Source organism: Sphingopyxis yananensis (assembly GCF_020687785.1).
In the GTDB taxonomy this organism is placed as follows: Bacteria; Pseudomonadota; Alphaproteobacteria; order Sphingomonadales; family Sphingomonadaceae; genus Sphingopyxis; species Sphingopyxis yananensis.
Window position 1 is genome coordinate 191,211 of sequence record NZ_JAJEWI010000001.1, and the last position, 20,906, is coordinate 212,116.

General features: G+C 55.2%; 14 protein-coding genes. 6 read left to right on the forward strand and 8 right to left on the reverse strand.

Annotation, left to right across the window (positions count from 1 at the left end):
• Positions 1-127 precede the first annotated feature (127 nt).
• Positions 128-1,108 (forward strand): NAD(P)H-dependent flavin oxidoreductase, encoded by a 981-nt coding sequence (locus tag LKO31_RS00940; RefSeq protein ID WP_227688198.1) that lies wholly within the window; start codon positions 128-130, stop codon positions 1,106-1,108.
• Positions 1,109-1,279: 171 nt separating this feature from the next.
• Entirely contained in the window at positions 1,280-2,383 is a 1,104-nt protein-coding gene (locus LKO31_RS00945) for a flavin reductase (RefSeq protein WP_227688199.1), read from the forward strand.
• A gap of 90 nt (positions 2,384-2,473) precedes the next feature.
• On the opposite strand, the gene LKO31_RS00950 is transcribed toward LKO31_RS00945, so the two are convergent.
• Complete coding sequence (locus LKO31_RS00950; RefSeq protein ID WP_227688200.1) at positions 2,474-3,313, reverse strand: thioesterase family protein; 840 nt, start codon at positions 3,311-3,313, stop codon at positions 2,474-2,476.
• A gap of 425 nt (positions 3,314-3,738) precedes the next feature.
• Here LKO31_RS00950 and LKO31_RS00955 point away from each other — a divergent pair, with 425 nt between their 5' ends.
• Positions 3,739-4,485: a hypothetical protein gene (locus tag LKO31_RS00955; protein ID WP_227688201.1), complete on the forward strand. Its 747-nt coding sequence runs from the start codon at positions 3,739-3,741 to the stop codon at positions 4,483-4,485.
• Between the two features lie 50 nt (positions 4,486-4,535).
• Here the strand turns inward: LKO31_RS00955 and LKO31_RS00960 are convergent, their stop codons facing one another.
• The 6 genes from LKO31_RS00960 to LKO31_RS00985 all read right to left on the reverse strand — a co-directional run bounded on the left by LKO31_RS00960 (position 4,536) and on the right by LKO31_RS00985 (position 13,850).
• Positions 4,536-6,614 (reverse strand): alpha/beta hydrolase family protein, encoded by a 2,079-nt coding sequence (locus tag LKO31_RS00960; protein ID WP_227688202.1) that lies wholly within the window; start codon positions 6,612-6,614, stop codon positions 4,536-4,538.
• Between the two features lie 175 nt (positions 6,615-6,789).
• Positions 6,790-6,990 (reverse strand): hypothetical protein, encoded by a 201-nt coding sequence (locus tag LKO31_RS00965; RefSeq protein WP_227688203.1) that lies wholly within the window; start codon positions 6,988-6,990, stop codon positions 6,790-6,792.
• A gap of 145 nt (positions 6,991-7,135) precedes the next feature.
• Positions 7,136-8,257, reverse strand: coding sequence for a rod shape-determining protein RodA (gene rodA, locus LKO31_RS00970; RefSeq protein ID WP_227688204.1), 1,122 nt, complete (start codon positions 8,255-8,257; stop codon positions 7,136-7,138).
• Positions 8,258-8,471: 214 nt separating this feature from the next.
• Complete coding sequence (locus LKO31_RS00975) at positions 8,472-11,747, reverse strand: error-prone DNA polymerase (protein WP_227688205.1); 3,276 nt, start codon at positions 11,745-11,747, stop codon at positions 8,472-8,474.
• Positions 11,744-13,249 carry a Y-family DNA polymerase gene (locus LKO31_RS00980; RefSeq protein ID WP_227688206.1) on the reverse strand — a complete coding sequence of 502 codons (1,506 nt, stop codon included), beginning with the start codon at positions 13,247-13,249 and terminating at the stop codon, positions 11,744-11,746. The genes LKO31_RS00975 and LKO31_RS00980 overlap by 4 nt, the downstream gene beginning before the upstream one ends.
• Positions 13,236-13,850 (reverse strand): ImuA family protein, encoded by a 615-nt coding sequence (locus LKO31_RS00985; RefSeq protein WP_227688207.1) that lies wholly within the window; start codon positions 13,848-13,850, stop codon positions 13,236-13,238. The genes LKO31_RS00980 and LKO31_RS00985 overlap by 14 nt, the downstream gene beginning before the upstream one ends.
• Positions 13,851-14,080: 230 nt before the next feature.
• Between LKO31_RS00985 and LKO31_RS00990 the strand changes: the two genes are divergently transcribed.
• Both LKO31_RS00990 and LKO31_RS00995 read left to right on the forward strand, forming a co-directional pair.
• Positions 14,081-16,330, forward strand: coding sequence for a TonB-dependent hemoglobin/transferrin/lactoferrin family receptor (locus LKO31_RS00990; RefSeq protein ID WP_227688208.1), 2,250 nt, complete (start codon positions 14,081-14,083; stop codon positions 16,328-16,330).
• A 16-nt stretch (positions 16,331-16,346) separates the two neighbouring features.
• Positions 16,347-17,333, forward strand: coding sequence for a DUF6607 family protein (locus LKO31_RS00995; protein ID WP_227688209.1), 987 nt, complete (start codon positions 16,347-16,349; stop codon positions 17,331-17,333).
• Between the two features lie 129 nt (positions 17,334-17,462).
• Here LKO31_RS00995 and LKO31_RS01000 read toward each other — a convergent pair whose 3' ends face one another.
• Complete coding sequence (locus LKO31_RS01000) at positions 17,463-18,800, reverse strand: acetyl-CoA hydrolase/transferase family protein (protein ID WP_227688210.1); 1,338 nt, start codon at positions 18,798-18,800, stop codon at positions 17,463-17,465.
• A 358-nt stretch (positions 18,801-19,158) separates the two neighbouring features.
• Between LKO31_RS01000 and LKO31_RS01005 the strand changes: the two genes are divergently transcribed.
• Positions 19,159-20,766 (forward strand): vWA domain-containing protein, encoded by a 1,608-nt coding sequence (locus tag LKO31_RS01005; protein ID WP_227688211.1) that lies wholly within the window; start codon positions 19,159-19,161, stop codon positions 20,764-20,766.
• The last annotated feature ends 140 nt before the right edge of the window (positions 20,767-20,906 follow it).

Below are 20,906 nucleotides of genomic sequence, written 5' to 3' on the forward strand. Positions count from 1 at the left end.
ATGATTCCCTTACGGGTTCGGTCCAACAGCAAATTGCGGACGTTGACGTAAGCGTCAAGTTAATTCATGGCCCGTCTTGTGTTTGCCGACGCGGCAATTATGGGACAATGGAACGGGAGAGGTTTAGATGGCATTTAAGACACGCATCACCGAAATGTTGGAAATTGAGCATCCGATTGTTCAAGGCGGTATGCAAAGCGTGGGTTATGCCGAATTGGCCAGCGCGGTGTCCAACGCTGGTGGTTTGGGAATATTGACGGCGCTGACCCAGCCCAGCCCACAAGCCTTGCGCGAAGAAATTGAGCGTTGCCGCGCCATGACGGACAAGCCTTTTGGCGTTAACATCACCGTGTTCCCGACCATTAATCCGCCTGATTACAAGGGCTATGCACAGGCCATCATCGACGGCGGCGTCAAGGTCGTGGAAACCGCTGGCACACAGGCTGTGCGCGAAATTTGGGAAATGTTGAAGCCGCATGGCATCACCATTTTGCACAAATGCACCGCCGTTCGTCACGCTTTGTCCGCAGAAAAAGCGGGCTGTGACATTATCTCGATCGACGGTTTTGAATGCGCCGGCCACCCTGGCGAAGACGATATTCCTGGCCTGATCTTGATCCCCGCTGCGGCGGACAAGGTGAAAATTCCGATGCTGGCATCGGGCGGCTTTGGCGATGGTCGCGGTTTGTTGGCCGCGCTGACGCTGGGCGCAGAGGGCGTGAATATGGGCACGCGCTTCTGTGCAACGGTCGAAGCCCCGATCCACGACAATGTCAAACAAGCCTATGTTGAAAATGACGAACGTGGCAGCTTCTTGATTTTCCGCAATTTCAAAAACACCGCGCGGGTTGGCCGCAGCCCGGTCAGCGAAGAAGTGGTCCGCCGCTTGTCCCAGCCCAATGCCCAATTTAGCGACGTGCAAGAATTGGTTGCTGGCGCAGCAGGCCGTGAATTGCTGCAAACGGGCGACCTGACCAAGGGCGTGTTCTGGGCTGGCATGGTTCAGGGTTTGATTCACGACATTCCCACATGCCAACAATTGATCGACCGTATGATCAAGGACGCCGAAGATCTGATGGACCAGCGCCTGAAAAGCTTCCGCGTATAATTTCAATTTCCGCTGTGGGGGACATGATATGGGAATGAATTTCCCATCCCCCATGCTGGTATCAGCAAACAATCGTCGATAGGGTCCGATTTTACCGTTGGCTCCTATCGACATGTGTAAAATTGGTCGGATAAAGGGGATCAGCATTTTCGATATATGAAGTGAGTGGGTGTGAGTGTGACGTCAATCCAATTTAAAGCCTTTGCCGGACAGACGCTGCAAGCCGAGCTTTTGGGCGACGCGAAAAACCCCGCTGTTTTGATGATCCTGGATGCCGCGTCGAACGTGGCGGAATGGCGCCGCATTGCGGATGCTTTGCTCTTGTCTGGCCGTCATGTCGTGATGCTATATTTGCGGACATCGGGCGCTATGGACGCTGCCAGCGACTATTTCCCCCATGTTGATGATATGCGCGCTATATTGGCGCAAATGCTCTCGCGTCCCGTGATCATGGCCGCCGGACGCGGCGCGGCCATTGCGCTACGGGCTTTGCAGCAAGACGGTGCGCATTTGGCGGCTGGTTTGATCAGCGTTGATTTGCACGCCGATGATGGGCTGGATGGCCAAAATATGGGCCATATCCCTTCGCTTTATATCGCGGGCGGGTTGACCGGATTGGATGCCGTGCCTCGGCATGACGGGACATTGGTTTCGTCCCTGATTTCTGATGTTCCGCTGGCAAAATTCGTGCAATTGGACGCCGCCGAACCAGATGATGTCCATGAAGCTTTGCTGGGACAACTGCTGGAGTTTTTGGAACTATATCATCCGCGTGATGCGCGCGAATTTCGTTCAGGTTCGGACCCAAGAACATTGCGCGATGCCATGGGACTGTTTGCAACGGGCGTGACCATTGTCACGGCAGTGGGCGACAATGGTGACGCCATTGGCATGACGGCAAACAGCTTTACCTCTGTATCCTTGGACCCGCCTTTGCTGTTGGTCTGTATCGCCAAAAGCGCGGGCTCGGCTCCGCATCTTCAGTCGACGACAAAATTTGGTGTGAACGTCCTGCAAATTGGCCAGCAACCCGCGTCCAACCGTTTCGCTTCCAAGGTCGAGGATAGATTTGCTGGTATCGACTGGACGATGGGGGAAACGGGCGTTCCATTGCTTGATGGGTCTTTGGTGTCCTTTGAATGCGAACGCCAAACTTTGCACGATGCTGGCGATCATTTTATTTTGGTGGGGCATGTGATGCGGGCCCAATTTGAACCGCACCGTGACCCATTGCTGTTTTTCCGTGGAAAATATCGGCGGCTGCATTTCGCCTGATCTGGCACGTACCACTTGCGAACAGCAAACAGGGCCGCCCCATATATTGGGTCGGCCCTGCTATGCTGGCGGTTCAGGATGGCGAGCTGATCAGCGTTTGATGACACCATCACTGGTAAAACTGGCTGGAATCCCTTCAGATAAATAACCTGGTGCGACAAAGATGGTTTGAAAACCGCGCGCAAATATTCCTTGTTCATCGGCGAAAATATTTCGCGCCGTGCCATGACCATCGCCGGCCATGTGGGTTTCGGCGTCGATCAACATCCATTTCCCCACCGGCATCCGCAAAAATTGCATGGTGATGTCCAAATTGGCAAAGCTCCATTCCCGTGCATCGGTTGCGTTGCCAAAGCCATTGCCATAATCGCTGAACATCGCGGCCCGTTCAAAGGCTGTCACCGGATGATGCAGCACGATGTCCGCTTCCATGGACGTCCACGCCACGGCGCGCCCTGGGACACCCGCCGCTCCTTCGATAAATTTAATCTGGAACGCACCCAGCATACCAAATGACGTGGTATTTTGATGACCGCCCGCCTCGTTGGGCAAAGGATATGGCATCTCGGGCGCGACCACAGGGGTTTCATATTTGCGCACGCGCAGCAAATGGGCTTGGGCCACAGGCTTGTTCGCGGCGAATAATGTTACGCGGTGTAACTTTGTTTGCCGTCCATCGCGCAGCACATCGACGCGCATATGCAATGGCGCGAAGGGGACTTTTCCAAAAATATCGACGGTTAATCTAGCAATATTGAAATCATTATCCAATTCGCTGTTCATGCCGCCATGGGCCAAAATCGCGCTGATCGGTCCACCCGCAATGGATTGGCGATCCCATGGGCTGCGAGCCAAACCTGTTGGCCAATAATCTCCGGACTTTAACTCAAAAAAATGGGGTGGGTGGTCGTGGACTTTTTCGGTGCTCATAGACGGTCTTTTGACTTCACAAAGGATGATCTGCGTGAACAGATAGAGCCGAATTTTTTGTTTCGGCCTGCACTCTCCAGCATAGCTTATGGTTTTCAGTTGGTTTTGGAGCCTATGATGGCTGCTTTTGCAAGTCTCTTTCTACAAAAAGACATGGGGGCAATGGCGTTGCTTTAGCTTCAATATATAGGATATTGTCTTTTATATATTTTATATTTTCCAAAGCTGAACCCGCCGGCGATAAATTTGGGATGGGCTGCCTCGCACCCCGTGACCAATAGTGATGGGGAGGGAGGCGGCAAAATATTCTTGGCCGCAGATTTATGACGCAACGGGCGTCAGGAGCCTTGCCTGCTAGATACTATTATATAATACCGATATCGAACATATTGTTGAATGATTGTTTGTTTGGGGCGGCAAGGTTGATGATGAAAATATTGGGGCGGTTTGCGATGGCAGCGGTCTTGTTGGCGGGCGTGGCGGCACTGCCGAATAGCGCCGATGCACAGCGCTGGGACAATAAAAAAGGCGCGATTGACCCCAGCAACACCCATGTGCGGGCCAGCCGGATTGCCAAGCAAGCCCCGATGCGCACCCTAAACTTGCCAAATGCATCGCCAGGCGAGCGCGCGCGCGTAGCGCTGAATGGTTTTGCCTTATGTCGTATATCGGATGACCGCCCGGAATTCGAAGCCTTGGTCGCGGCCAATCCTGTTCCGAAACTAAGCCATGACGCCTATTGGAAATTCATCAAGGATAACAGCGCACAAAATTGTCTTTTTGATTCAGATTTGACCCTGACGGCAGAGCTTATGTCGGGCGCTGGCTTCTTGGCGATGCTGCGGTTGACCTATTTGCGAGCAGAAAATGTCCCCACGCTTCATGCCATTGACTATGCCACTTTGACGGACCCCAATCATCCCGAAGGGCAACATTATATCGGAACCCGCAGCTTTGCCCAATGTGTGGTGCTAGCTGCCCCGCAACAGGTTGCAGAGATGCTATTCTCCCGCGAATTGGGGAAAAGTGAAGCCGATGCCTTGGTGCAAGTCACGCCCCACTTGGGGCCATGCCTGTCACAAGGTCGTGAAATGACCATCACGCGGCCCTTGCTGTTCGGTTGGCTTGCCGAGGCTATGTATCGCGCCTCAAAGGTCCAGCCCAGCGCCTGAATGCATCACCCCGATTGGCTTTGCGGAAATTTTGTTTGCGCAAAGCCAATTTAGGGGTGAGCAGGATTATGCTCGTTCAGAAAATCTTCCATTGCCGTTAACAGCGTTAACCGGTCGGCTTCGCGGGTAAAATAATGGTCCGCCAGCGGCACCGATGTGAAGCGCGACCGCTTGCCAGCGCGCATCATGGCGCTGTGCATACGCGATGATTGACTATGGTCGACCGTCACATCCTTTTTGCCATGTATCAATAATAAGGGGACCGAAATGCGGTCGATCGCGTTGATCGGGGATATGGCGTCAAAATTGTCCGACATTTTTTCCCATTGTTGACGATAAAGGCGGGAATGGATGGCCCCGCCAAAATCATTCACTTCGCGCCGCAGCGCGGATACACCGCTGATGGAAATGGCGCAGCGATACAGATCAGGGTCTTTGGCAATGCCCCACATGGCGGCATATCCGCCATAGGACGCCCCAGCGATGCACAGGCGTTTGGGGTCGGCAATGCCTTCTTTCACCGCCCATCTGACAGCGTCGGTCAGGTCATCCTGCATCGCCAGACCCAATTGCCCGCGTCCGGCCCGTTCAAAATTGTCACCATAGCCCGTCGACCCGCGAAAATTGGGTTGCAGGACCGCATAGCCACGCTCCGCCAGAAATTGAACGATATAGTGATAGCCCAATTGATCATGCGCCCAAGGCCCGCCGTGGGGGAAAATAATCATCGGCAGGTTGGTCGCGCTACGGCCGCGCGGCATGGTCAGCACCGCTTCTATGTCCAATCCGTCGCGGGCTTTATATTGGATGTAGCTGGAACGAGACAGGCGCTTGGCGCCCAATTGCTCATTCATCGACGCCAGCATGTTCAACGCCTCGCTATGCGCGTCATAATGATAGATGAGGCCCGGATTGTCGGGCGTGCTGAAGCGCACCAGCATTTTGCTTTGATCAGCGTTCATACTGATAATCGAGACATCCGATGCAGGTGATGCAGCCTGCAAATTTTTTTGGTGCCTTGCCAATTCGGGGTTAAACCAGTGGATCGGTGTATCGCGATTGAGGATATGGGCCCCCAATAATTTCGACCCATTGGGCCCCATGATGACGCTGGTGACTGGGTGAGTATCATAGATGGTACGGACGGTTTCGCCGGTCAGCATGTCCATCTCGACAATAGCATTTCGTCCATCGACTCCGCTGTTCAAAATATAGGCGCGATCGGTCCCCGCGATAAAGTGAAAGGGAATGCTGAGTTGTTCGTCGTTCGCCAAATTGGCGCGCTCGACCGCTCTTAGGGCGCTGCTATCATCGGGGCGATATAAGAGGCTGGATTTCAAGCCGCCATCTTGAAAGGCGCGGCCGGTGCGGACCCGCCCCATATCATCCGCTCCCCACCATAATAAATTGGCTCGCCCGCGCTGGATGATGCTTTTCCTGCCCGTGCTAATGTCGACGCGGTAAACGGACGGCCAAAAATCGGGATGATTGGTATAAATACTGTCTTGGGCAGATACCAAAATATGCGGGCTGCCATCGGTGGGAATATAGATCACATTGGACGCCATTTGCCCGCCAGAATCCCAGAGCAGGCGGGTCACTTTGCGGGTGCTATGGTTGATCGCGATCATGCGCTGAACATACCAATTCCCGCCTTCGACATAGTGCAAAGCGCGAAGGCCGACGATGATATTGTCATTCCCGACCCATCGGATCCAATCGACCTCGTTCATGTCGGGAATTTGGAAATTCACCCTCTTGGGGTTTTTCCCAAATATTTCTGCAACGACGACATTCTGCACACCGCCGACACCAAACAAGCCAGCGATGGAATGGCCATCGGGCGATAAAGTCGCTTCCTCGACAAAGGGCAGGGAGGCAAAGACTTGCGTGGCAATAGCTGGGCTTTGAGGAAGAGGCTTCTGAGGAGCCGATTTATTTTGAGAAGGATTGTTGTCGGAGATCGTCGCCGCTTCTGTTGCGGTTTGCAGCGACATCATGCTCGGTGACGCAGTGTCCGGCATATTTTGTGCCTGCACGCCGCCATGCAGCCATATCGTGCCGCTGAGCAGCAGCAGGGACCGCCAAGACTTTGCCCTAAGCGGTAATTTTGCCGCGCGGCTACCCATATATTTCCCCCCCCCATTGATGGTGGCGCGCTGCTATGCAACGTGTCATCCAAGCTAAAACGCTATCGGGGTGAAATGAAAAATCAACCTTAATGTTAATGAAAGTGATGATGGGCAATCATATCGCGGCGTTATAAAATATAACGACGCGATATGATTATATCTTGGCTGATGCTTAACCAACCAATGGTTGCAGGCGGGTCAGCAAAGATTGAATGCGTTCAGCGGCTTCGGAAAATGTGTCGACATCTTCTTTATTGCCAGCGTCACGGGCTTCCTTCGATGCTTCGATATAGCCTTCCATATCGGCTTCGAGCGCATCGACGATCATTTCCAGTTCGTCCTCGGTGAACGACAAATTCATATTCTCGGCCATAAGATTGGCTGCTCCTGCAAAAAGCGGCGGCTTTAGAAGCGCTTCGCCCATCGCGCAAGCCTATAGCCATTGGCGACAATATGCACTCTTTTCCCATCCATCATCAATAAAGGATGAAATTTAAATAATTTATGGCGCAATGCTGTTAACGATAATAGGAATAGTCCCGCGATGATTTGCGATTTTCACGGTCAATTCCCATAATCGCGCCAATGGTGATCATGGCCGCTAGCATGGCCGACCCGCCATAGGACACCAAGGGCAAAGGAATGCCCACCACAGGGGCGAGGCCCACGACCATCATCAAATTGATCGAAATATAAAGAAACAGGCTGCATGTCAGACCCGCGGCAAAGAGTTTTTCAAAGCGGCTGTGGGCGCGATTGGCAACTTTTGTACCCCAACGGATCAAAAGCGCAAATAGGCCAATAACCACCACCCCGCCAACCAAGCCCCATTCTTCGACAATGGCAGAATAGATGAAGTCGGTATGATTTTCAGGCAGGTAATTGAGATGCGATTGAGTGCCCTGCAAAAATCCTTTCCCAAAGATTCCGCCGGAACCCAAAGCGATAAGCGATTGCGAAATATGATAGCCAGCGCCCAATGGGTCGTCTTGGGGGTTCAAGAAAATTGTCACGCGGCGTTGCTGGTGGGGCTGCATCAAGAAGGTGAAGATCAAGGGGAGAACGGCCATAACCGTAGCGCCTGCACCCAAAAACCATTTCATGGGCAAGCCCGCAAAAAAACACAGCATAATCGCGCTGAGCAATAACAACATGCCCGTACCCAAATCAGGCTGAGCAGAAATGAGCAAAAAGGGAACGCCAGTCATCAGCAAAGGCGGCCAGACGGCATTCCACCCATTTGTATCGACAGGGGGCAAGCGTTCAAAGTAACGCGCCAAAACGCAAATCAAGGAAATTCGAACAAATTCTGATGGTTGAAGTTGGATAAAGCCCAAATCCAACCAACTTCTTGCGCCGCCCTTAATCGCGCCGAGCGCCAAAACCCCAATGAGCAAAAGCAGGCTGAGACCCAAAGCAGGATAGGCCAAGGGTTTATAAAGGCTGACAGGAATATAGGAAATGCCGATCGCCAGTGCCAAAAATAGAGCAAAGCGGACCATATGGTTCATGGCCCATGGCGACAGAGATGCACCGGCCACAGAATACATCGCCACCGCGCCAATCAGCGCCAGTGCGGTTACGGTGAATATGGCGACCCAACTTTGGTCCGCAATGGGTTTGGGAACTCGAACAAACACGCGAAATTATGGCTCCGTCTACGCACAAAGATTATACGTACAGGACACGGAAGCAGCCTTGCGGCAAAGCCCACGGCATGAACCGCAAATCATAAATTATTTCATATCCCATGCGGCGCGAACCGCAAGCGTCTTGCGATATTTTGGTATGTTTTGCGGTGACTTTCCTGTGACCATCACTTGTCCGTTTCCGGTGAGGCGTAATTGAATGTTACTAATGAAAATCGCGGCTGGGAAATAGATGCTTGGCTTGTTCGCGAGGGTGGCGGGCGCTGATTTTGCGGGGGCGGGGGGCTTCGTCGGCTTGGGGAATGGTTTGCCCGATCACCTCATCCATCGGGTGGCCCAGCCACGACAAGGCCGATGATAAATCCTCAATTTTCTGGGCAATAATGTGGGTGACGATGCCTTCTTTTTGCAATTCCCCCGTCACCCGTAACAGGCGTCCGCCCATCACCGCCGCGCGATTGGCTTCCAGCAAATCCGGCCAGACGACAATATTGGCGACGCCCGTTTCATCCTCCAGCGTCAAAAACACCACGCCGGACGCTGTGCCGGGGCGCTGGCGGGTGATCACCAAGCCGCACACGCTATACTCCCCCTCTGTCACATGTAGCAATTGATCATGCGCGGTGATCGGATGTTTTTGGCCCAGGGGACTTTGCGTCAATTGATGGCGCAGCAATTCCATGGGGTGGGCGCGCAGGGTCATACGGGTGGTGACATAATCATCCACCACCTCTTCGCCCAAATGCATGGGGGGCAGGGTGATAATGGGTTCGCGCACAGACTCCCCGTCCAAAGGATTGGAAAATAAAGGCAAAGGTTTTGAGGTGCGAATGGCTTTGACCGCCCACAAAGCATCGCGCCGCGTCAACCCCATAGAGGCAAAGGCGTCCGCCTCTGCCAGTCGCGACAAAATGGCGGGCGATACACCCGTGCGCAGCCACAGGCTTTCGGGGTCAAAATAGCCATTGCGGCGCTGGTTCACTATGGTTTCGGCGTCCATTTGGCTGAAGGATTTTATTTGCCGCATACCCAGCCTTAACGCCAAGCGGCCATCACCGCGTCGTTCCAAATGATTGTCCCATTGGGATGCGTTGACACAAATGGGCCGAACCTCGACACCATGGTCACGGGCATCCCTAATCAATTGGGCAGGGGCGTAAAATCCCATCGGCTGGCTGTTCAACAAAGCGCAAGTGAAAATGGCCGGATGGTGGCATTTCAGCCAAGAGGATATATAAGTTAGCATGGCAAAGGCGGCGGCATGGCTTTCGGGGAAGCCATAATCCGCAAAGCCTTCGATTTGGGCAAAGCAAGCCTCGGCAATCGAAGCATCATAGCCATTAGACAACATGCCTTTGATAAACCGCTCTTTATGCGCGCCAATGGTCCCCATACGGCGAAAGGATGCCAGCGACCGACGCAAATGGTCGGCTTCCTCTGCGCTATAGCCTGCGCCGACTTGGGCGATTTGCATGGCTTGTTCTTGAAATAGCGGAACACCAAGGGTTTTGGCCGTAATGGCGGCCAAGGCGGGGCCAAAAGGTTCGGGTGCATCCAGCCCTTGTCGGCGGCGGATATAGGGTTTCACCATGCCGCCCTGAATGGGGCCGGGGCGCACAATCGCCACCTCAATCACCAAATCATAAAAGGTCGCAGGCTTCATGCGTGGCAGAAAATTCATCTGCGCACGGCTTTCCACCTGAAAAACCCCAATGGCGTCCGCCACTTGCAACATATCATAAGTTGCATGATCTTCTTGAGGAATGGTGGAAAGTTTATGATCTATCCCTTCATGATATTTTAACAAATCTAGAGATTTTCGAATGCAAGTCAGCATTCCCAGCGATAAAATATCGATTTTCAAAATTTTCAGCGCGTCAATGTCATCCTTGTCCCATTCAATGAAAGTGCGATCCTCCATCGCGGCATTGCCAATGGGGCACAGGGCATCCAAATGATCTTGGGTGATTACAAAGCCACCGACATGCTGGCTGAGGTGGCGTGGGAAACCGATGATTTCCTGAACCAAATGGATCATCTGGCGCAGCCGCCGATCGTTGGGGTTTAAGCCCATGGCGGTCAAGGCATCGGCCCGCACGCCATCATCGCTTTGCCCCCAAATGGCGCTGGACAGGCCGGATGTCACTTCGCGGGGCAGGCCCATCGCCTTGCCGACTTCGGCAATCGCCGCGCGCGAGCGAAAATGAATAACCGTCGCGCATAATCCGGCCCGATCACGGCCATAGCGTTCATAAATCCATTGGAAGATTTCTTCCCGACGTTCATGTTCAAAATCCACGTCAATATCGGGCGGTTCGCCGCGATGTCGGGAAATAAAGCGTTCAAATACCATGCCAATCATGTCGGGGCTGACATCGGTGATACCCAAAGCCCAGCAAATGATGCTGTTGGCGGCCGACCCACGGCCTTGGCACAAAATGCCCCGCGATTTGGCTTCTTGAACAATGTCATGGACGGTCAGGAAATAAGGCGCATAGCCCAATTCCCCGATCACCGATAATTCCTTGTCCAACAAGTTTTGATAACGCGGCGGGATATCGGCTGCGCATCGTTGGCCAAGGCCCATTTGGGTTAGCCGCTCAAGGCGTTGCTGTGCAGTTTCGCCATCGGAATTTTCACTGGGATATTGGTAACGTAATTCCCCCAAATCAAAGGCGCAGCGGTTAGCGATGTCCAAGCTGCGCCGAATGGCGGCGGGGTGGTGACGAAAGAGGCGGGCCATATCATCCGCCCCCTTCAGGCGGCGTTCGCTGTTGGGCAGGGCGCGGGTGCCGATGTGGTCAATCGACACGCCTTTGCGAATACAGGTCAATATATCGGCCAACGGACGGCGGGCGGCGCTGTGCATCATCACATCACCAATCGCCACCATGGGCGCCGATGTTCGAAGCGCCAGATCGGCGCAGGCCTGAAACCAAGGTTGGTCCGTGCCATCATAGCGCGGCGCAGCGCCCGTATAGACAAAGCCTGGAAAGCGCCGCTGCATATCGCTGATCGGCCCAAATGCAGGCTCTAAATCATGCGGCCAGCCATGGTGCGGGGGAATGGCGATCAAAATCATCCCCCGTGCGGCCTGCACCAGATCATCCAAATATAGGGTGCATTGCCCCTTTTCGCTGCGCCTTTTGCCCAGACTGATCAGCCGCGACAATTGCTGCCATGCGCTTTTGTTGGTGGGCAAGGCGACCCATTGCACGGCGCAATCTTGTAAAATTAACCGGCTGCCGACAATCAATTGCGGCAAGCTGGCATCGGGATGCTGTGCTTGCAAAGATTTGCGGGTGGACCATGCGCGCACCACCCCCGCCAAAGAATTGACATCGGTAATGGCCACCGCCGCCAAGCCCAATATCTGGGCCTTCAGCATATATTCTTCGGGGTGGGATGCGCCGGTCAAAAAGGTGAAATTGCTGGTCACGCACAATTCGGCATAGCGGGGCGTATCCGTATAGCGGGTCATGCAAATTCCCCCTGCACAAACCAGCCTGATCCTTGGGCATATCCTTTGTCCTGTGGGGTGTGGAATATCCACAATCGACGGCCTTGGGATGTTTGAACATACCAATAATCCCGCAAAGATTGCGTGCTGTTCCACCATTCTGGCGCAATACGTTCTGGCCCGCTGGCCTTGGCAATGGTGAAGATATCACGCCGCCACTGAAATTCATGGGGCGGTTCGCGTCGGCCATCATGGTGGGCGTAAATGGGTTCGGGGGGGAATAGACAGGTGGGGCGCAAGGGGCTGCGTCCCCAATCTTGTGGCCCCCAATTTCGCGCGCCCTGATGCGATGTGGCGGGTGCCAAAGCAAAGCTGCGTTCCGGCCAATGGCTGTCATGGGGGGTGAAGCGCTGAATATTGTTCAACCCAATACGGGTGCCAATGCGGGTGATCAGATCATTCAGATCTGGCACCACCTCTGCGCCCATTTGTTCCATCGCCAAAGGTTCGACTTGCAGGGCGCGCAGGCGCAATTGGTCAATGCCAAAGCCGCTATCGACCATTTCCAATTGCCGTGAAAAAAGGGGCAATATCCGGTCTTTGTCCCGCATCGGGGCCGCCAAGCGCAAGGGCAGAGTGAGGGAGGCTTTGTCCACGCGGCGCAGCACCAATTCCATGGCGCGCATTCCCATATGTTGGTTCGTTAATGTGACGCACAGCCGGCTGAGCAGTTCGTCCAACCCCCGCCACAGATCGTCCAGCAAGCCAATGGGTTCGGCCAAGGTCATGCTAGCGGCATAATAAGGCGGATCGGCATCGGGGGACAATGGTTCGGACCGAAACCCCATCGCCTGATCCAATTTGGCGAGCAGATCCGGCCCAAAACGGCGAGCCAGCGGGGCGCGGGCCGTGGCTTGCAAATCAGCGATACGGCGCAGGCCCAATCGTTGCAGCGCGACCACCATATCAGGCTCCAGTCGCAGGGCCGCGACTGGCAGATGTTCTATGGCGGTTTCCGTTTCGCCCACCGGCGCAATGGCTTCGTGATAATGGGCTAAAGCCCATGCCGCGCCGCGTGTGTCGGCCAAGCCCAAGCGACAGGATAAACCCATGGCGTCCAATCGGCGGCGGATATCGGTCAGCATCATCATTTCGCCGCCGAACAAATGGGCCGCCCCCGTTATGTCCAGCAATAGGCCATCCGTGCCATCTATGCTGGCCCATGGCGTATAGCGCTGGGTCCAGCGGCGCAGGTGGCGCAAAAATTGGGTGTCATCATCGGGCGCGGCGGGCCATAGGGTCAGGTTGCGGCAAAGCGCACGGGCTTGGGTCACCGCCATGCCAATATAAAGGCCGGCCTGTTCAGCCGCATGGTTCACGCAATACAGCCGTTCATGCTGCCCCTGCTTGTTCACCAAAGCAAAGGGGCGGGCACCCGTTCCCATACCAATATGAGCATGGGTATTGGGGCTGCCATTGACGTGGGCAGAGCCGTCCTTTTCTGTGCGTCTATATGTGCGCAAGGCCCGTTCCGTGGGAAGGCGCGGGCACCATATGCAGACGATGCGCCGTCCGGTCCCAGCGAACATGCCATGCTCCAATTGTTCCTGATTTGTTCTTTATGCATTCCCAGCGCATCAATGTCGAGTCCTGACATATCCTGTCCGGTGCAGGGTCATAAAGCGGCGAGCATATCCAGCGCGTTTCTGCGGCATTCGACCCCATGCCATCGCGGATCAGGCACAGCCCCAAGCCGCCGCCGGTTTGCGCCGCCAATTGCAACCGTCGCCCTTCGCGCAAATTCAACGGGGCCTGACTTTCCAGCACCACAGATTTCAGCGCCTTGTCCTTCAACGCCTCTTCGGCAACGGCCAGACTGTCTTTCTGATCGGCGGGGCGGGCCAGCAAGATTTGGTCGGGGGGCAGAAAGGCCGCAATGCCTTGGGGAAACAGATTCGGTGCCAAGCCTGCCTTGCGGATCCACAACAGGGGCAGGCCCGCGCTTTGGGCGCCTATCAAGCCAAAGCTATAAGCCGCTGGGCCCATGACTTCATGCACGCGGGACAGGCGTAGGGGGAAGGGGGTGGGAGGAGGTTCTGCTTCTTTGAAAATAGATTTGATCATGGTTTGTTCTTTTTATCATGTCCAAAGGGGCAGAGGAAGAAAATTGTCGGGCGCTAATGCCGCGTCCAGAGCAAAGCTATGGGAAGAAAGGGCATAATTTATACCCTATATCCACAGGCTCCAAAATCATCGCGATATTGCAACTAAGAATCATTATTAAATATATTGACCCTTTGAGATGGCGAGCCTAGTTGCTGTCTGCGAATCGTTCGCAACAAGGGGTAAGGATTTTGACGTTGTTTTCACCACAAGCTGTGGCCCGCCGAAGCTTGGCAGTCGCATTGCTCGGCACCGTGCCCATGCACGCCGTTCCAGCCTTCGCACAGGACAATGATGGCCAATATTGGCTGGCGCGCAAAAACCAAATTGTGGTGAGCGCGACACGCGGAGCGCCCGTTCTGGCGGCGGATGTTCCAGTCACCATATCTGTGATTGGCGCCGAAAAAATTGCCGACGAACTGGCGACGGACATTCGGGATCTCATTCGCTTTGAACCAGGCGTCAGTGTCCGCCGTGCGCCAGCGCGCTTTAATGCCGCGGGCAGCGCGCTTGGCCGTGCAGGCAATGAAGGCTTTAATATTCGCGGCATTGGCGGCAATCGCGTGCTGATACAGGTGGACGGCATTCGCGTGCCCGATGGTTTCAGCTTTGGCGCGCAATCGGCGGGACGCGGCGATTATGTTGATTTGGGCCTGATCAAATCGGTCGAAATTTTGCGCGGCCCATCCTCTGCCCTTTATGGCAGCGATGGTTTGGCTGGCGCGGTCAGCTTTGTTACCGCAGATCCGCAAGATTTCCTGACCCAAGGGCGCGATTTTGGCGGGGTTCTGCGCACATCCTATGCCAGCGCCGACAATGAATTCACCCAATCCGCCATATTGGCGGGCCGCAGCGGCGATTGGTCGGCAATGGCCGCTTATACGCGCCGCGATATGAATGAGTTGAAAAATAAAGGCCGCATTGGCGGCACGGGTGCCACGCGGACCAAAGCCAATCCCCAAGATGGCCACAGCGATGCGGCGTTGGCTCGCCTCGTCTATGACCCGTCCAATGGCCATAAGTTGCGCCTGACCGGCGAATATATGGACAATTATTTGTTCACCGACGGGATTTCCAACATCAGTTCCTCCGTCGACTTGCTGCAGGCCAAGGATAATAGCGATCGTAAGCGATTGTCGCTGGATTGGACATGGGAAGGCGACGGAACATTACGCTTTGCACGTGTCGCCACCTATTGGCAGGATGGCGAGGACCGCCAGTTCACCGACGAAGATCGCACATCTTTGGCGGATCGCGAGCGTCTGAACATTTTTGAAAACCGCGTCTTTGGCATGGCCGCCGACGCGCGGTTGGAATTTGACAGCGGCCCCATCCATCATGCCGTCACCTTTGGTGGGGATTTCAGTAAAACCCGCCAGCGCGGCCTGCGGGATGGTGTCACGCCGCCAGCCGGTGAAGTCTATCCCACCCGCGCCTTTCCCGTCACGGACTTTACGCGGGCCGGTTTATTTGTGGGCGATGAAATATCGCTGATGAACGGGCAATTGCTGTTATATCCTGCGCTGCGTTTCGACTGGTATGACCTGTCACCCCGCGACGATGCCTTGCTGGGGAATTTCCAAGCAGCTGCGCAGGATGGATCGCGCTTGTCGCCCAAATTTGGCGCTGTTTGGAAAGTCACGGACGAACTGCGGTTTTTTGCCAATTATGGCACGGGATTCAAGGCCCCAGAACCTGGGCAAGTGAACCAGTTTTTTGAAAATCTCACCTCGCCATATTTTGCCTATCGCACCATAGCGAACCCCAATTTAAAACCAGAGCGCAGCACCAGTTTTGAAGGCGGGCTGCGATATAATAGCGATGCCGTCAGTTTGGACATCACAGGATTCTCTGCTCGTTATCAAGATTTTATCAGTCAAGAGGAAGTGGGCGGAACGGGGCTACCCGCCGACCCGCTAATCTATCAATTTATCAATCTGGACCGTGTGCGCATCAAGGGCGCCGAAGCGCGGTTTGAAGCACGGGCATCGTCGGGCCTTTATGGCACCGTGTCGCTGGCTTATGCGCATGGCAATGTGCTGGATGGCAGCGGAGCCAAAACGCCGCTGGACAGCGTTGACCCGCTCAAGCTGGTCGGGGGGGTGGGCTATCGCGCGCCATCGGGCCGCTTTGGTGGCCAGATCATCATGACCCACAGCCAGCGCAAGGAACCCAATCGTGCCGAGGGGAGCTGTTCTGGCGGCGAATGCTACCGCCCCGATGGTTTCACCATTTTGGACGCCACAGCCTTTGCCAAGCTGACCGAGGCGCTGACGCTGCGAGCTGGCGTGTTCAATATTTTGGACAAAAAATATAGTTGGTGGAGCGATGTGCGCGGCCAAAGCCTTGCCAGCATGACCAGCGCCGCGGCGCCGCAATTGGCCGATGCCTTCACCCAGCCGGGCCGCAACGCCAGCATTTCCGTTAGCTATCGTTTCTAATTTAGGGGTTTGTCTTATGACATATTTTCATATCCGATCTTGGTCCTTGGCCGCTTTGCTGGCCTTGGGAACCAGCCTGTCCGGCACGGCCAATGCTCATCCGCCGTTCCAAATGGTGCAAACCGCCGCCAATTTTGAACAAGATCGCGCCGATATTTTGGCGATGGCGGGCAATTACCGTGTCAGCTTCAATATGCAGGAAAGCACGCGCTGGGACCCAAATTACGATGTTCTGGAGCCCAAGCGTTCGGGCGGCAACGAAGTCGTCCGCGTTATCGAGGACACGGGCCGCCGCATCAGCTTGCAACATATGTTGGTGATGACGGACGATGCCGGAAAATCGCATATCATCAAACATTGGCGGCAAGATTGGGAATTTGAACCCGCCAAGGTGCTGGTCTATTCCGACCGCAATCATTGGACATGGCAAGATGTGCCCGCCGCGCGGCGCAGCGGATCATGGTCGCAAACCGTCTGGCAGGTCGACGACAGCCCGCGCTATGGTAGTTGGGGGGCGTTCCAAACCCAAGGCGGCGTGCGGCGTTGGCGGTCGGATTGGACATGGCGCCCCTTGGCGCGCCGTGATGCGGTGCGAAACCCAGCCTATGATCGTTATTACAGCATCAACCGCCACCAACCATCGCCTGATGGGTGGATCCATTGGCAGGACAATATCAAGCTGGGGCTGAAGGACGGCAAATTGGTGCCGATTGTTCAGGAATATGTGCTGAACAACTATATTAAATATGATCAATATGACACCAAGGCCGCTGACGCCTATTGGGCATCGACCAAAGACTATTGGGCCGCCGTGCGCGCCGAATGGGACCGTGTTGCCAAGGCCAAGGGCGGCATTGCCATTGCCGAACAGGCCGATACGGGCACGGTGATCAGCGCCCGATTGCTGGAAATGGGTGACGACATTCACGACAAAAAACTGACAACCGCCGCCGCCATCACCGAGGCCAAGCGGTTGATCGACGGCAATACCAAGGCGCTATAAGTCCCGCATTGTCCCAGCTTTGTGTCAGTTGGTCCAATGAAAAAACCTCCCGCCGCATTTGCGCGGCGGGAGGTTTTTTTACGGCCGGACCCGCGCGGCTATCAGGCTGGTCCGGCAAGTCTTTTCCGATTATCCAGCCGCGAACAATCCAGCCTCAAAGGCTGAACGATCAAGCTCTTCTTGGAAATTGGGGTGGGCAATGCTGATCAACGCCTTGGCGCGTTCCGCGACGGATTTGCCCTTCAAATCCACCCAGCCAAATTCCGTCACCACCAAATGGGTGTCGGTTCGGCCCGTTGTCACTGGGCCATCCAGCATCGGGGTGATGCGCGAAACCGTGCCTTTTACGGCTGTCGAGTGGCAGGCGATGATCGAACGCCCCCCACGCGACGCATAGGCCCCGCGTACAAAGTCGACTTGTCCGCCCGTCGCGCTGAACTGGCGACCATTCATAAATTCGGAATTACACGCCCCGTTCAGGTCAATTTGCAACGTGGCATTGACCGATACCATATTGTCATTTTGCGCGATGACAAAGGGGTTGTTCACATATTCCACCGGATATGTCTCGACCAGCGGATTGTCGTTCAAATAATCATATAACCACGCATCACCCATCGCAAAGGTGAAGATGCTGCGGCCCGTATGAATTTGCTTGCGGCTGTTATCCACCACACCGGCTTTGATCAGATTGGCCAAACCCCCCGTCATCATTTCAGTGTGAATGCCCAGATTTTTGTGATGCGCCAACCCAGCGCAAACCGCGTCGGGCAGTGCGCCTATGCCCATTTGCAGGCAATCGCCATCTTGCACCAATCCGGCAATAATCTCACCAATTTTATCATCGGTTTCCGTGCGCGTAGCGGCCGCCAAAATCGGCAAATCGGCGCGATGTTCGACCAATGCGGTCACATCGGACAAGGGGATCATACAATCACCACGAACATGCGGCATGTTCGGGTTCACTTCCAAAATCAGGCGAATGCCCTTTTTACGGGCCACGGCAACGGAATAATCCGCGCTGACGCCCAAGCTGAAATTGCCGTCCGCATCCATCGGCGAAACCGTGGCAAGCAACGTGTCCACACCGACATGCTCCACCAAGGAACGGGGCACTTGGCTGAAGTGGCAGGGGATGATTTCCAGCGCAGGAAGCCCCTCTGTGCGGCGACGTTTATCCAACGCGCGCTCCACACCGCCGTGGAAATAGCTGAAGGGTATCAAGCGGTCCGTCAGATCATAGTCCAACACCGTCGAGCCAGCGACCCCGGTGCAAAGCAAATAATGAAGGCGGACATTCTCTACCTCTCCGCGCCGCGCGCGCTCGGCCAAGGCAGCCAGCAAGGCCGGCGGTTGACCAGCGCCCAGCGCCAGCGCAACTTTGGCGCCTGATGCTATCAGGCCCGCCGCTTGTTCGGCACTAAGCAAGCGTTCATCATAGGCTTTTTGCAGGGGGGTAAGCGTCATATACTCCTCTTCCTTGGTAGAAGATTTCAGCAAATATTGTTCCGGAAAGTGATTCAATATAATAAGATATTATTTTTAATTATCCGTATTTTATAAATCATAATTTACCAGCAAAAAGTGGGGCGTCTAGTGCATTTTATGGGCCGGTTTTTTTGACGCAAATCGGGTGTTCAATTGCCTTTCGTCGATTGCTTCCCTCATCTGGCCTTCATTCATATGACAGAGTATCGATTTCGTTCCATGCCATGACCAAGCCTTGCGAAACCACGTTCAAAAATCAAATCAAAGGTTCACCTGCTATTCAGCCCCATGACTTCACCGTGGGTCAATATGGGTAGACGGGCAGCGGAGGCAGCATATGACATATTCAGTTCGGGCGGGCGCAGCATTGGCGGTGCTGCTCTGTGGCAGCGGTCTCGCCATGACATCCATGGGCTATGCCGCGCCCCCGACCGCTTCCCAGCAGGCGCAGGGATCAACGGGTCATCACCCCGCCACGGGCTTTTGTCGGCGCGCCGAGCCTTTGCCGATATTGGAACCAGAACCAGCATGGCAGCCCCAGCAAGGCCGAATGGACGATGAATATGCCCATGCTGCGCCCTATGCCGTCGCACCGGCTCCACCTCCGCCGCCGCCGCCGCCGCCGCCGCCGCCCGCATCCTATGTTCCGCCATCCGCGAAGGAAATGTCCGCGCCTATCGTAACGACAGCATCGGGGCGATCATCCGAAATGTCGCGGGCGGCACCGGCGGCTGATCATGCCGCAGCGTCCATGGGGACCAGCGCGACATCGCCCGTCCATCCGGGCGTGCGTCCCCCATATCCGCCCCGCCGCCCGCAGCCGCCCGTGCAAACGGGCTTGCTAACGGCAGGGGAACATGACGATATCTTAAACTCCCAGCTTTACGCGGCTTATGTGCGGTCCAGCAATTTGGGGCAAATGCTGCCCGATTTGCCCTATGTCGATACGCGCCGCATGCTGAGCGTTACGGTGCAAGACAGGGCAGGGCGCGCTATCCCATTCGCCGAGGTGAAGGTCCATTGTTCGGACGGCAACAGCCTCAGCCTCACCACACAAATGGATGGGCGCGTGACCTTCTTTCCCGCGCTCGACCGGCTCAGCCCCGATATCCGCATAGAGGCCGTGAAAAATGGCCGTTCACTGGCCAGTGCTCAAAATCTGCGCCTTAGCAACGCCGATGGCGGCCAAAGTCTGACCTTGCGCTCTCAGCAAAGCGGCGCAGAAAAAGCCCGTGCCTTGGACTTGATGTTGGTCATCGACACCACTGGCAGCATGTCAGACGAAATTCGATATTTGCAGGCGGAACTGACATCCATCGTGGATGACCTTAAGGAACGTCATCGCAACTTGGATGTCCGCGTTGGCTTTGTATTTTACCGGGATATTGGCGATCAATATGTCACCCGCACCATTGATTTTGGACGGGATATTGCCAAAGCAAACCAGATATTGGGCCAACAACGCGCCAATGGCGGCGGCGATTATCCCGAAGCGATGGATCAAGCCCTGATCCGCGCCGTGGGGGTATCATGGCGGCCGGACAGTGTGAAATCGCTGGTGCTGGTGGCCGATGCGCCTCCGCATGACGATAAATTTGGCCGCACATGGTTGGCCGCCGAAGCGGCGCGCGCCAAAAATATTCACATCACGCCCTTGGCGGCTTCGGGTGTGGGCGACAAAGCGGAATATGTCATGCGCGCGATGGCGGCGGCCACCCAGTCGCGCTATTTGTTCCTGACCGACGACAGCGGCGTGGGCAATCCCCATGCGCCGCCAGCGGTCGCCTGTTATCTGGTTACGCGCTTGGATGCTTTGCTGCGCCGTGTGATCGACAGCCAACTCAGCGGACAGCGTATCGAACCCGATCAGGGAGAGGTTATTCGCACGGTTGGCCAATATAATAAGGGAAAATGTGCCTTGCCGAATGATTTCCGTTGGCAGTAGCGTCCAACACTGCCATCAAGCCCCGTAAATAGGGACCGCGTTTCGGCGCGGTTTCTGTTGCCAGACCTTGTTACCGCGCAATCTGTGCGTAAATCCTGCTTGACGGGACGGTGGTGGGGTCGGCAACATCGCGCATAAGG